11 protein-coding genes and 1 riboswitch are annotated in these 12,942 nt (G+C 46.0%); all 11 genes read right to left on the bottom strand.

What is annotated here, in order from left to right; all coding sequences use genetic code 11:
- Positions 1-5: 5 nt before the first annotated feature.
- The gene (sat, locus tag CW370_RS03660; protein WP_024572288.1) at positions 6-1,154 is read right to left on the bottom strand and encodes a sulfate adenylyltransferase; all 1,149 of its coding nucleotides are present in this window, start codon (positions 1,152-1,154) and stop codon (positions 6-8) included.
- 48 nt (positions 1,155-1,202) lie between these two features.
- Complete coding sequence (cysP, locus tag CW370_RS03655) at positions 1,203-2,267, bottom strand: sulfate permease (RefSeq protein ID WP_024572289.1); 1,065 nt, start codon at positions 2,265-2,267, stop codon at positions 1,203-1,205.
- An 11-nt stretch (positions 2,268-2,278) separates the two neighbouring features.
- Positions 2,279-2,980 (bottom strand): phosphoadenylyl-sulfate reductase, encoded by a 702-nt coding sequence (locus tag CW370_RS03650; protein WP_024572290.1) that lies wholly within the window; start codon positions 2,978-2,980, stop codon positions 2,279-2,281.
- Between the two features lie 161 nt (positions 2,981-3,141).
- Positions 3,142-3,247, bottom strand: a riboswitch (SAM riboswitch).
- 144 nt (positions 3,248-3,391) lie between these two features.
- Complete coding sequence (pyrE, locus tag CW370_RS03645) at positions 3,392-4,024, bottom strand: orotate phosphoribosyltransferase (protein ID WP_024572291.1); 633 nt, start codon at positions 4,022-4,024, stop codon at positions 3,392-3,394.
- Complete coding sequence (gene pyrF / locus CW370_RS03640; RefSeq protein ID WP_003232107.1) at positions 4,021-4,740, bottom strand: orotidine-5'-phosphate decarboxylase; 720 nt, start codon at positions 4,738-4,740, stop codon at positions 4,021-4,023. Before pyrF ends, pyrE begins: the two co-directional genes overlap by 4 nt.
- Positions 4,709-5,644: a dihydroorotate dehydrogenase gene (locus tag CW370_RS03635; protein WP_024572824.1), complete on the bottom strand. Its 936-nt coding sequence runs from the start codon at positions 5,642-5,644 to the stop codon at positions 4,709-4,711. Before CW370_RS03635 ends, pyrF begins: the two co-directional genes overlap by 32 nt.
- Complete coding sequence (gene pyrK, locus CW370_RS03630; RefSeq protein WP_017694839.1) at positions 5,644-6,414, bottom strand: dihydroorotate oxidase B electron transfer subunit; 771 nt, start codon at positions 6,412-6,414, stop codon at positions 5,644-5,646. The genes CW370_RS03635 and pyrK overlap by 1 nt, the downstream gene beginning before the upstream one ends.
- Positions 6,411-9,626: a carbamoyl-phosphate synthase (glutamine-hydrolyzing) large subunit gene (gene carB / locus CW370_RS03625; RefSeq protein ID WP_024572823.1), complete on the bottom strand. Its 3,216-nt coding sequence runs from the start codon at positions 9,624-9,626 to the stop codon at positions 6,411-6,413. Before carB ends, pyrK begins: the two co-directional genes overlap by 4 nt.
- A complete protein-coding gene (locus CW370_RS03620) occupies positions 9,611-10,705 on the bottom strand; it encodes a carbamoyl phosphate synthase small subunit (protein WP_024572822.1) in 1,095 nt (364 codons plus the stop codon). Before CW370_RS03620 ends, carB begins: the two co-directional genes overlap by 16 nt.
- Entirely contained in the window at positions 10,702-11,988 is a 1,287-nt protein-coding gene (locus CW370_RS03615; protein ID WP_029946172.1) for a dihydroorotase, read from the bottom strand. The genes CW370_RS03620 and CW370_RS03615 overlap by 4 nt, the downstream gene beginning before the upstream one ends.
- Positions 11,972-12,886 (bottom strand): aspartate carbamoyltransferase catalytic subunit, encoded by a 915-nt coding sequence (locus CW370_RS03610; RefSeq protein ID WP_024572188.1) that lies wholly within the window; start codon positions 12,884-12,886, stop codon positions 11,972-11,974. Before CW370_RS03610 ends, CW370_RS03615 begins: the two co-directional genes overlap by 17 nt.
- Positions 12,887-12,942 lie beyond the last annotated feature (56 nt).

The raw sequence follows: 12,942 nt of genomic DNA, 5'->3' as shown, positions 1-12,942 counted from the left end.
CCTCCTTAAGATACGCCTACTTCTTCTTTTTTCTTCATCCCTTTGATTAACACTTCTACGACTTCTTTTCGACTGAATTCAGCAGGCGGCAGCACACCGTCTCTCAGCATGCCTCTTACCTTAGTGCCTGATAAAATGACGTGATGCTCTCTGCCATGAGGGCATGTTTTCGCGGTTCCCATATTTCCGCATTTTTTACAGAAGAAGCTGTGCTCGAATTTCAGCGGCGTAATCCCGAGTTCTTCAGGTTTAAAGGTATCAAAGAGCTCCTGCGCCTCGTATGTTCCGTAATAGTCACCTACACCTGCATGATCGCGGCCGACGATGAAATGTGTGCAGCCGTAGTTCTTTCTGACAAGCGCATGGAAAATTGCTTCTCTCGGGCCTGCATAACGCATCGCCGCTAAAAAGACACCAAGGAAAACGCGATCTTTCGGGTAGTAATGATCAAGAAGCACTTGGTAGCTTTCCATCCGTACATCAGCTGGAATGTCATCAGATTTTGTTTCACCTACTAACGGATTCAAGAACAAGCCGTCTACTGTTTCAAGAGCCGTTTTTTGAATGTATTCATGCGCTCTGTGAACAGGGTTTCTTGTTTGGAAACCGACAATGGTTTCCCAGCCATTTTCCGCAAACTGGCGTCTCGTTTCTGACGGTTCAAATGTAAATTCAGGGAACTGTTTTGAAGCTTTTTTAATCAACGTAATCGGCCCGCCGACATATGTATTGCCGCGGCTGAACAGCTTTTTAACACCAGGATGCTCCTGTTCATCTGTTTTGTACACATTGACAGCTTCTTTTTGTTTGTCAGGCACGTACAGGTCTTCGATTTGGATAACGCCGTATGTTTCTCCTTCATACGTTAACTTTACCGTTTCACCAAGTGACAATTCCGCTGCTTTTTGCGCATCGACCGGAAGCGTGATTGGAAGAGACCAGACAACGCCGGAAGAAAGACGCATGTTTTCGACCACAGATACGTAATCTTTTTCATTAAAGAAACCTTCAATCGGGCTGTATGCACCGATACCGATCAATTCCAAATCCGCGAAAGAAATTAAATCAAGTTCAATTTCTTTTTGAATGCCGCTCACATCATATGATTCATCTACTCTGTTTATTAATGTTCCTCCGTGTGGTGCTAAGCTCATAATATCCATCTCCTCCTAGTTAACTTATAAAATTACTCAGATTAATGATCAGATTCCCCCGCCTTGTTCGTGGACTGAGCGTCTCTCTTTACGAATGGCCTTTGTCAGGCTGACGGCACCGCCCGTCGCTAAAAGCACACTTACCATGATAAAGATCGAATAATAATCTGCTTTTAAAAACAAGGATACAAGCAGATAAGAAATCGATAAAGATAAAAACGGCGATACGATCCATACCTTCAGCATCGTTTGAACAACTTGTTTATGGAACACGTTCGGACCGTTTTTTGCCATGCCTATTCCGATAATAGACGATGACGTGACTTGCGCCAAGGGCACCGGCATCCCAAATACAGAACTGATGATCACCAGTCCCGCTCCTGTACCGGATAAGAGAATGCCTTCCCCTTTGGAGAATCTCGTAATTTTCTTCCCGTTTGTTTCTAGCACACGCCGGCCTAATAACAGTGCGCCAAGAGCAACAAAAGCTCCTCCATACAAGGTTCCTTTTCCGACATCAAGCACATCGGCAGCTACTAACGGGCCAACAGCATTCGCCACGTTATTCATGCCGGCAGAGAATGCTTCGAAAAATCCGGCAACTAACAAAACAATGCCGAGGATTTTTTGCTTTTTAGAAGATTTTACTTCAATCTTAAAATAACGAAACAGCTTAGATACGAAATAGGTGAAGCCGAAAGCGAACAGCGGGACAAAAACCCAAAATGACACAATGATCAGAAGATTGTTCACAAACAATACTTTATAAGCCACTCCCACGCCGACAACCGCGCCGACTGTTACTTCACTTGTCGACAAAGGAATGCCGAGCAGATTAGCAGTAAAGAGCGACAGGGCAGCAGCTCCAATAATGATGCAAACAATCGTCAGTGTAATCGTCTGCTCAGGAATAATGCCGGAGCTGATTGTTTTTACAACCTCGCCTCCGCCAATGACCGCCCCGGCAAAGACACCGACTGCGCATAGGATCAAAGCGTAGGTTTTCTTTTTGATGGCTCCGGAGCCGTAAGCAACCCCCATCGAAGCTGCAGCGCCGCTTGCACCAATATTCATCGCGAAAAACAAGCTAAATAAAATAGCGGCTAATTCCATTTTGCAGCTCCTTATTCATGCAGTCCGCATTCTGTTTTCGCCATACCATTCCATCTGCCTGAGCGCAAATCCTCTGCTGTAAAAGCGGGAGCAGTGCAAGGCGCACAGCCAATACTTGGATATCCTTGGTCATGAAGCGGATTGTAGTCCAGTTCATTCCGGGATGTGTATCTCCAAATGTCTTTCCAAGTCCAATGGATAAGCGGGCAAACTTTTACTGACTTGAATTTTTCATCTTTGTTTAAGAAATTCGTATTGGCACGGCTTGGCCCTTGATCACGGCGCAGGCCGGAAAGCCAGGCTGGATGTCCTGAAAGCGCCTCTCTTAAAGGAACGACCTTTCTAAGATAGCAGCACTGATTCGGCTCTCTTTCCCATAGTTTGTCACCATGTTCTTCGGCTTGTTCCTCAAGGGTGAGGTCTGGTTTTTTCAGGATGATATTAAGACCCGGATAACGCTCTTTCACTCGTTCAATTGTTTCATAGGTTTCTTTAAAATGAAGTCCTGTATCAAGAAACACAATCTCTGCGTCTTTTTTCACTTTATAAATTAAGTCAATCAGAACGATTCCCTCAATTCCGAAACTGCAGGCATAAACAAGCTGATCGCCGTAATGGCCGTATGCCCATTTTAAAACTGACAGCGCTCCTTTATAAGGATCGTCTTCCGGAAATGTAATCGCTGGTTCTTCCCAATTATCATACGTTAACATTTCTTCTTTCCTCCTTTCGGAGACAAACAAACAGTAGCTTTCTGCCGGTTGTCTTTTCCCATGTAATGTGATTCGCGGCTGCTGATATACAGATAGCCTTTTTACCTCTTAAAATAAAAAACTTTCAATCCGGCGGAAAGAAAGACAGGAACAGCATGTAGCCCTTATCTTTCAAAATGGAATTCATTTTGCTGGAAGTAGCACCTTACAAACTATGCAGGTTGCCGGGCTTCATAGGTCCAGTCCCTCAGCCGCTCTTGATAAGTTTTTAGATTTGTAGTAAATTTTAGCACAATTCTAACATAAGTCAACCCGACTTTTTTTATAGGATTAATAAAAAAACAGGCCTCACAGCCTGTTTTCAAGTACATCAAGGCTTTGAAGCCTCTTTACATCATTTGAATTTATTTTTTATTTTTTAAACCAATCTTTTGACTCGGGATTTCGTTTCCATGTTTGCAGCTTTTTTAGATCATCTGAATGAATATATCCGTTTTCAAGCGCGACCTCTGTGAGCGTATCATAATCAGTTAATGAGTAGTATGGCAGTTCTGCCTTTGCGAAGGCTTCCTCCGCTTTAGGAAGTCCGTACGTAAAGATTGAGAGGACACCAAGCACTTCACAGCCGGCCGCTTGTAAAGCTGCACAAGCTTCAAGCACACTGCCTCCTGTGGAAATTAAGTCTTCAATGACAACTGTTTTTTGCCCTTCTTGCACAGCTCCCTCAATCTGATTGCCTTTTCCGTGCGCCTTCGGCTTGCTCCTCACATAACACATCGGAAGATTCAAACGGTCAGCCGCAAGAGCAGCATGAGGAATACCGGCAGTTGCTGTTCCCGCAATCATTTCAGCTTCAGGAAAATGCTCTTTGACAAGCTTGCTGATACCTGAAGCAACATCGTTTCTGACCTCTGGGAAAGATAGCGTAAGGCGGTTGTCACAGTAGATCGGTGATAAAATGCCGCTTGCCCATGTGAACGGCTCGTTCGGGCGTAAAAATACAGCTTGGATGTCTAATAGATGTTTTGCGATGATTTGTTTCAAGATTTGATTCCCTCCCATTCAAGTCTGACAGCCTTATAGGCTTTTACCGGGTCTTCCGCTTTTGTAATCGAGCGTCCTACTACAATCGCTGATGAACCTTTCTCTCTTGCAATGGCAGGCGTCGCTACGCGGACTTGGTCATTCGCAGCGTCCTCTGACATTCTGATCCCCGGAGTGACAGTCAGAAATGAAGGCGACACCGCTTGGTAAATGGCTTTTGCTTCATGAACAGAGCAGACCACTCCATCCAGTCCGCTTTCTTCCGCCTGTTTGCTGTAGTGCACAACCGTATCAATCAGAGACTTTTCGATCAGCAGTTCATCTTTCATGATTTGTTCAGATGTGCTTGTCAGCTGGGTTACCGCGATAAGTGACGGACGTTTTTTTCCAGCCGGCGTACCTTCTTCTAAGCCTTCGAGAGCTGCCTGCATCATTTTTTTGCCCCCGGCAGCATGAACATTGACGAGGTCTACTCCAAGACTGGCAAGGCGCTTCATCGCTTTGTTTACAGTAGTCGGGATGTCATGAAGCTTTAGATCTAAAAATAGCTCGCAGTTTCTTTCTTTGAGTTGTTTCACGATAGATGGCCCTTCTTGATAAAAAAGCTCCATCCCAACCTTTACAAATAACGGTTCTTGCTGAAAAGGCGCTAAGAACGCAAGTGTTTCTTCAGCTGACGCAAAATCAAGCGCGATGATGGGCAGGTTGTTTTTCATGATTCCAGCTCCTTCCGATGCATTCTTCAATTGATTGATAGCCGTATTGGAGCAAAACAGATGGGAGCTGTTCAATAATCTCTGGACATGCAAAAGGATTCACAAAGTTTGCTGTTCCGACAGCGACTGCGCTTGCTCCCGCGAGAAGAAATTCCAGGGCATCTTCAGCCGTTTGCACGCCTCCCATTCCGATAATCGGGATGTTGACCGCCTGGCTGACTTCATACACCATGCGAATGGCAACCGGCTTCACAGCAGGGCCTGAAAGTCCCCCTGTTTTATTCGCTAATATCGGTTTGCCGGTTTTTAAATCGAGTCTCATGCCGATTAGTGTGTTGATCATCGTAAGACCGTCCGCTCCCGCTTCCTCGATCGCTAAGGCAATTTCTGTGATATTAGCCACGTTCGGGGAAAGCTTCACATAAACGGGTACATCCGAAACCTCTTTCACCGCTTTTGTCAAATCGGCAGCCATTTCAGGATTCGTGCCAAAAGCGATTCCGCCTGTTTTCACATTCGGGCAGGAAATATTCAATTCAAGAGCATGAACATTAGGCGCTTTGCTGATATGCTCTGCGACTTCAACATAATCCTCGACTTGAGAACCTGCGACATTGGCAATGATCGGCGTATCAAACTGCTCAAGCCACGGCAGCTCATGATGCAACACGCTATCCAGCCCCGGATTTTGGAGACCGATCGCATTGAGCATTCCAGCACCAGTCTCAGCTACCCGCGGCGTCGGATTCCCGAAGCGCGGCTCCTTTGTCGTAGCCTTAATCATGATAGCTCCAAGACAAGACAAATCATAAAAACGTGAAAACTCTTTTCCAAACCCGAAGCAGCCTGATGCAGGAATGATTGGATTTTTCAAATCAAGTCCCGGCAATTTCACCTCTAGCATTACAGCGCCACCTCCTGAGCTTTAAATACAGGCCCGTCGAGACATACTTTTACATAGGATGTCTCACTTTCGTTTGTATGGCACACACACGCGAAGCATGCGCCGATTCCGCAGCCCATTCGTTCCTCCATGGACAGATATACTTCTTTATGGGCATATTCCTGTTTTAACGCCTTGAGCATCGGTGTCGGCCCGCAGCTGAGGAGGATATCAAACTCTAGATTTTTCCGTTTAATCACATCTGTGACAAATCCGGTTTCCCCGTAGCTTCCGTCAGCTGTTGCCACATACGTGTCTCCGTACTGCCTGCATTCTTCCTCGTAAAAAACATCCTTTGCCGATTGGAATCCTAAAACGTGGATGACATTAACCCCTTTTTCATTCAAGCGTTTCGACAGCTCTTGGAGAGGCGGCACACCTACTCCGCCTCCTACCAGCAAAGCCGTCTTTCCGGGTTGAACTTCATTAACAGGAAAGCCATTTCCCAAAGGCCCGAGGACATCCACAAGTTCTCCCTGCTGCTTCAGTGACAAGAGTCTTGTCCCTTCCCCATCTACCCGATAAATGATGGTGACTTCATTTTTTTCAAAGTTGACATCTGCGATGCTGATCGGCCTTCTCAAAAGAGGCGTAACCGCTTCGCTCACTTTAAGATGAAGGAACTGTCCCGGGGTTGTAAACCCTTGGACAAGCTCCCCTTTCAGAACCATTTGATACACCCGGTCTGCAATTTGCTGGTTAGAACATACTGTCAAATACGCTTTTTTCATATAGTGACTGCCGCCTCCTGATTTGTGTTGACTGCCGGCATTTGATCAGCACGGAATGTCATGCTTTCCAGCACTCGCAATATCGCCTCTGCCGTATCTAAAGATGTTAGGCAAGCAACACCATTTTCTACTGATTCACGTCTGATTCTAAAACCGTCTCTTGCCGGCTGCTTTCCTTTTGTCAGCGTATTGATGACAAACTGCGCTTCTCCGTTTCTGATGACGTCAAGCAAGTTCGGGCCATCCTGACCGATTTTTCCGACGACCTTCGCTGGAATGGAAGCTTCTTTCAGGTAGCCTGCCGTTCCTTCCGTCGCTAAAATGTTGTAGCCGATCGCGTGGAACCGCTTAGCAATGGCAAGCCCTTCTTCTTTGTCCTTATCAGCTACTGTTAAAAGCACGGAACCGTAGTTCGGGATTTGAATACCTGAAGCAATCAAGGCTTTGTAGAGCGCCTTTTCAAGTGTCGAATCTTTCCCCATGACTTCACCTGTTGATTTCATTTCAGGCCCTAACGTAATGTCCACTCTTCTCAGCTTGGCAAAGGAGAAGACCGGCGCTTTTACAAATACACCTTGCTGTTCAGGCTGAAGGCCCTCTGTATAGCCAAACGCAGCCAGCTTTTGACCAAGAATGATTTTTGTTGCGAGATTCGCCATTGGGATACCCGTAATTTTGCTTAAAAACGGTACGGTTCTGCTTGATCTCGGATTCACTTCTAGCACGTACACCTCACCTTGCGACAAGACGAATTGAATATTGAGCAAACCGACAATATTCAGCCCTTTAGCCAATGCGATCGTGTATTGTTCAATTTTTTTCTTAATGTCCTCTGTGAGAGACTGAGGCGGATAAACAGCGATTGAGTCTCCGGAGTGAACGCCCGCACGTTCAATGTGCTCCATAATTCCCGGAATGACGACTGTTTCACCGTCGGATACTGCATCGACTTCAATTTCTTTTCCTGTCAAGTATCTGTCAATTAATACAGGGTGCTGTGGATTGATTTTAACTGCGTTTTTCATGTAATGAAGCAGCTCTTCTTCATGATACACAATCTCCATCGCCCGGCCGCCAAGTACATAGGAAGGACGCACCAGTACCGGATAACCGATATCACTCGCGATGCTTACCGCCTGATCAACTGATGTCGCTGTTTTGCCAAGCGGCTGAGGAACACCAAGTTCTCCAAGCGCTTGTTCAAATTTATCCCGGTCTTCTGCACGGTCTAAATCTTCTAATGAAGTTCCAAGGATTTTCACTCCGCGTGCAGAAAGCTCGTCAGCAAGGTTAATCGCAGTCTGTCCGCCAAATTGTACGACAACGCCCATTGGCTGTTCGAGGTCAATGATGTGCATAACATCTTCAATCGTAAGCGGTTCAAAATACAGCTTGTCTGAGATGCTGAAGTCTGTTGAAACGGTTTCCGGGTTGTTATTGACAATAATGGCTTCATAGCCTGCTTGTTTAATTGCCCATACAGAGTGAACCGTCGCATAGTCGAACTCGACACCCTGACCGATTCGAATCGGACCCGAACCAAGCACCATCACACTTTTCTTATCTGTAACGACAGATTCATTTTCTTCTTCATATGTGCTATAGAAGTATGGCGTTTCTGACTCAAATTCCGCCGCACATGTATCTACCATTTTGAATACCGGCGCAATCCCCGCTTGTTTTCTCAAGCTGTAAAGCTCAGATTCTTTCATTTTCCACTCGCGGCTGATGTACTGATCAGAGAAGCCGAGTTCTTTTGCCTGTCTCAGCACATCTGTATCGCCCGCATTCGCCTTCAATTCTTTTTCAAACTGTACGATTCCGAACAGCTTATGCAAGAAGAAGACATCGATAGCGGAAAATTCATGGAGGTCTTCTACCGTGTAGCCTCTTCTATACGCTTCAGCTAAGTAGAATAAGCGTTCATCACCGGCCTTTTTAATTCGCTTTTCAAGAAGTTCATCTGAAATGTCAGCGGCATCCTTCAATTCAAGATGATACACATCAGCTTCCAGTGAACGCACAGCCTTCAGCAATGACTCTTCAAGCGTGCGGCCGATCGCCATGACCTCACCAGTCGCTTTCATTTGCGTGCCGAGCTTTCTGTTTGCTGATTCAAACTTATCAAACGGCCAGCGCGGAATTTTGGATACGACATAGTCAAGAGCAGGTTCAAATGCTGCATATGTTTTTCCTGTCACCGGGTTCATCATTTCATCTAATGAAAGTCCGACTGCAATTTTAGCAGCGAGCTTTGCAATCGGGTACCCCGTTGCTTTTGATGCAAGGGCAGATGAACGGCTGACACGCGGATTTACTTCAATAATGTAATATTGGAAGCTGTCTGGGTCTAAAGCGAGCTGCACGTTACATCCGCCTTCGATCCCAAGCGCGCGAATCAGTTTTAACGATACATTCCGCAAGAGCTGATATTCGCGATCGCTGAGCGTTTGGCTCGGCGCGACAACAATACTGTCACCAGTATGGATTCCAACCGGATCAATGTTTTCCATGTTACAAACGACAATGGCGTGATCCTGGCTGTCTCTCATGACTTCATACTCAATTTCTTTATAGCCGGCGATGCTTTTTTCAAGCAGACATTGGTGTACCGGGCTTAATTTCAAGCCGTTCTCAACGATTTCTTTTAACTCTGTTTCATTCGAGCAGATGCCTCCGCCTGTTCCGCCTAGTGTATATGCCGGGCGGACAATGACAGGGAATCCAATGTGACTGACGAATCTTTCCGCTTCTTCGAGGGAGTGGATAATCTCACTTTCAGGCACCGGTTCATTCAGTTCATTCATTAATGTTCTGAACAAGTCACGGTCTTCAGCTTGCTGAATCGCAGACAGTTTTGTGCCAAGCACTTCGACGCCGCATTCTGCCAGAACACCTCTTTCAGAAAGCTCAACCGCAAGATTCAAACCGGTTTGGCCTCCGAGTGTAGGAAGAATGGCATCTGGGCGCTCTTTTCTGATGATTCGTGTCAGGAATTCAGGTGTGAGCGGTTCGATATAAACCCGGTCAGCCATTTCTGTATCTGTCATGATCGTGGCAGGGTTTGAGTTGACAAGGATGACTTCATAACCTTCTTCTTTCAAAGCAAGACAGGCTTGTGTTCCCGCATAGTCAAATTCTGCTGCTTGGCCGATGATGATCGGTCCAGATCCGATTACTAAAATTTTGTTAATGTCTACGCGTTTTGGCATACCGCTTCCCCTTCTTTCTCTGTTGTTTCGATCATTTCGATGAATCTGTCAAATAGATGGTTGGCATCCTCAGGACCAGGTGAGGCTTCGGGATGATATTGAACCGTAAATGCCGGCAATGTTTTATGCTCCAGCCCTTCAATCGTATCGTCGTTAATTGCGATATGCGTCACTTCCAGTTCTGTTTTACTGATAGACGAAACTGTATATCCATGGTTTTGAGATGTTAAGGCAACTTTTCCTGTAGCCAGCTCTTTTACCGGGTGGTTTGAGCCCCTGTGGCCGAATTTCATTTTTTCAGTATTCGCCCCGCACGCCAGCGCGAATAATTGGTGGCCAAGACATATTCCGAATAATGGCACTTTTCCAAGAACACCTTTAATCATTTCAATCGCTTCAGGCACATCCTTCGGGTCTCCAGGTCCGTTAGAAAGCATGATACCGTCCGGTTTCAGCTGAAGCACCTCTTCCGCTGTAATGTTGTAAGGCACAACGATGACGTCACATTTCCGTTTGTTCAGCTCTCTTAGAATCCCGTGTTTCATGCCGAAGTCAACCAAGACGATGCGTTTGCCTCTTCCCGGGCTCGGATATGCTGTTTTTGCTGATACTTGGGATACTTGATTTCTTGGCAATTCCGTTTCGTTCAGTCTTTTCAGCACTGCTTCGATATCTTCATCAGATGAAGCGAATGTTCCTTTTAGCGCGCCTGCCGTGCGGATCATTCTTGTCAGCTTCCTTGTATCAATCCCCTGGAGTCCGGGAATGTTTTTCATTTTTAAATACTCGTCTAAGGTGTATGCTGAACGCCAGTTGGAAGGCAGCTCACATAATTCTTTGATGATCAGCCCTTTCACAAAAGGGGTAATGGATTCAAAATCATCACGGTTAATGCCGTAATTTCCGATAAGCGGGTATGTTAATGTTACGATCTGTCCGCAGTAAGAAGGGTCAGATAAAATTTCCTGATAGCCTGTCATCCCAGTATTAAAAACGACTTCTCCCATGTTGTGTTCTAAGCTTCCGAAGGCTTCCCCCTCGAATACCGCTCCGTTTTCCAGTACTAATCGTCTCTTCATTTGACAAGTCTCCCCTCTTCATAAGCAAGCTTCCCTGCCGCAATTGTAGCGACCGGCCAGCCGGTGCAGCTGATGCCGTTGAATGGTGTATTTTTTCCTTTTGATAAAAATGTGTCTTTGTCTATAACTGATTCTTTTTCTAAATCGATTAACGTAATGTCCGCAGCTTGCCCCGTTTGTAATGTTCCATATGGGAGACCGAACGCTTCGCATGGCTTGATTGTCATGTAGTCAATCAGCTGCTTCAGCGACCAGCTGCCATTTTTGACAAAGTGTGTGTAAAGAAGCGGGAATGCTGTTTCTAAGCCGACAATTCCGAATGGCGCCAGTTTCATTTCTGTGTTTTTCTCTTCTTCCGTATGCGGTGCATGGTCTGTTGCGATAAAATCAATTGTTCCGTCTAAAAGACCTTCAATTAAAGCAGCTCTGTCTTCTGCGCTGCGGAGCGGAGGATTCATTTTATAGTTTGTGTCCAGCCCCGGGATGTCCTCATCACAAAGCAGCAAATGATGCGGCGACACTTCTGCTGTCACTCTGATTCCCGCTTTTTTCGCATCGCGTACAACTCTGACAGATTCTTTCGTGCTGATATGGCATACATGATAATGGCAGTTTGCCGCCTCAGCCAGCAGCACATCGCGGGCAATATGAACTGATTCACACACAGAAGGTATGCCATTGAGCCCGTTCGCTTTGGAGAATGTCCCCTCATGTACGCTTCCTCCGTAAATTAAGGAATTGTCCTCGCAATGTGCAACAATCGCTTTGTCAATTGCGGCTGCCCGTTTCATCGCTTCATACATCATTCCTGCTGTCTGTATACCAACACCGTCATCTGTAAAAGCAAATGCCCCGGCTTCTTTTAACGCTTCAAAGTTTGTCATTTCATCGCCGATTTGTCTGATCGTAATGGATGCATATGGAAGAACTCTGACGCATGATGTTTCTTTAATTCTGTTTTGCACCCATTCCATCTGCTCCTTTGTATCAGGAACCGGCCGCGTATTCGGCATTGCTGCTACTGTAGTATAGCCGCCGCGTGCCGCCGCATTGGCCCCGGTTTCAATAGTTTCTTTTTTCTCTCCGCCCGGCTCTCTGAAATGCACGTGGAGATCAACAAACCCAGGTGAAACGAGCAAACCTTTTGCATCAATTACCGTTTCATTATCCGTTGCATCAAGCTTGCCGATTGCGGTGATGGTTTCTCCAGTCACTCGGATATCCGCTTCTGTTTTTTCACCATTTTCGTTTAGTATCCAGCCGTTTTTAATGAGATATGACATACGCTGCTTCTCCTCTTTTCACATTGGTTTGTAAGGCACGCTGTATCACTGCCATTCTGATAAATACGCCATTTTGCATTTGCTTGAAGATTCTTGATTTTTCGCTTTCTACTAAGCTGTCATCAATCTCCACTCCTCTGTTTACCGGAGCAGGATGCATGATGATCGCATGCCGCTTCATACGCTCAGCCCGTTCTACGGTCAAGCCGTATTTGTTTAAATAGCCTTCCTGGCTGACAGCGGATTGATGTCGTTCATTTTGAATGCGCAGCAGCATGACGACATCGGAAGACTCAACTGCTTCATCTATTGAGACATACGTGCCGAATGTATTTTCTTCATCCTGCCATTCCGAAGGGCCGGAAAATAGGACCCGGGCACCCAATCTTGTCAACACTTCCGCATTTGACCTTGCCACTCTGCTATGCTTGATGTCGCCGTGAATGGAGACAGTAAGCCCTTTGAACGTATTGAACTCTTCATAAATCGTCATTAAATCAAGCAGTGATTGTGTCGGATGCTGGCCGCATCCGTCTCCCGCATTCAGAATCGGAATATTCACCTGGCTGACAAGCTCTTCATAATACTCATCCTCACTGTGCCTGATGACGCAGACGTCCACACCGATTGATTCGAGCGTCCGGATCGTGTCATATAAGGTTTCGCCTTTTTGCACGCTTGTGCTTGTTCCATCAAGGTTGAGCACATTCATGCCCAGCTTTTTTTCTGCGACCTCAAAGCTGAACCGCGTTCTCGTGCTCGGTTCGAAAAACAGGTTTGCGGCAAACTTTCCTGTAAGCTGATTGTCTGTTTTTCCGCTTTTGAGATCTTGTGCTTTTTGAAGCAAATCTTTGATTTCCTCAGTGCTGAGTTCACTCATCGTCGTTAGATGCTTCATGTTCTTTCCCCTCTCTTTTCAACTTAAGGCTGAAAAAAACCCCGGTCTAAGATAGA

Source organism: Bacillus sp. SN32 (assembly GCF_002837495.1).
In the GTDB taxonomy this organism is placed as follows: domain Bacteria; phylum Bacillota; class Bacilli; order Bacillales; family Bacillaceae; genus Bacillus; species Bacillus subtilis.
The sequence above is the reverse complement of the archived record's forward strand: the minus strand, read 5'-3'. Positions and strand labels throughout refer to the sequence as shown.

What these genes read in the sequence shown, in the direction of transcription:
- pyrK (WP_017694839.1), bottom strand. Translation starts at nt 6,414, where the DNA reads ATGAAAAAAGCGTATTTGACAGTATGTTCTAACCAGCAAATTGCAGAC.
- CW370_RS03620 (WP_024572822.1), bottom strand. Translation starts at nt 10,705, where the DNA reads ATGAAGAGACGATTAGTACTGGAAAACGGAGCGGTATTCGAGGGGGAA.
- cysP (WP_024572289.1), bottom strand. Translation starts at nt 2,267, where the DNA reads ATGGAATTAGCCGCTATTTTATTTAGCTTGTTTTTCGCGATGAATATT.
- CW370_RS03615 (WP_029946172.1), bottom strand. Translation starts at nt 11,988, where the DNA reads ATGTCATATCTCATTAAAAACGGCTGGATACTAAACGAAAATGGTGAA.
- pyrF (WP_003232107.1), bottom strand. Translation starts at nt 4,740, where the DNA reads ATGAAAAACAACCTGCCCATCATCGCGCTTGATTTTGCGTCAGCTGAA.
- CW370_RS03650 (WP_024572290.1), bottom strand. Translation starts at nt 2,980, where the DNA reads ATGTTAACGTATGATAATTGGGAAGAACCAGCGATTACATTTCCGGAA.
- CW370_RS03610 (WP_024572188.1), bottom strand. Translation starts at nt 12,886, where the DNA reads ATGAAGCATCTAACGACGATGAGTGAACTCAGCACTGAGGAAATCAAA.
- sat (WP_024572288.1), bottom strand. Translation starts at nt 1,154, where the DNA reads ATGAGCTTAGCACCACACGGAGGAACATTAATAAACAGAGTAGATGAA.
- CW370_RS03635 (WP_024572824.1), bottom strand. Translation starts at nt 5,644, where the DNA reads ATGCTAGAGGTGAAATTGCCGGGACTTGATTTGAAAAATCCAATCATT.
- carB (WP_024572823.1), bottom strand. Translation starts at nt 9,626, where the DNA reads ATGCCAAAACGCGTAGACATTAACAAAATTTTAGTAATCGGATCTGGA.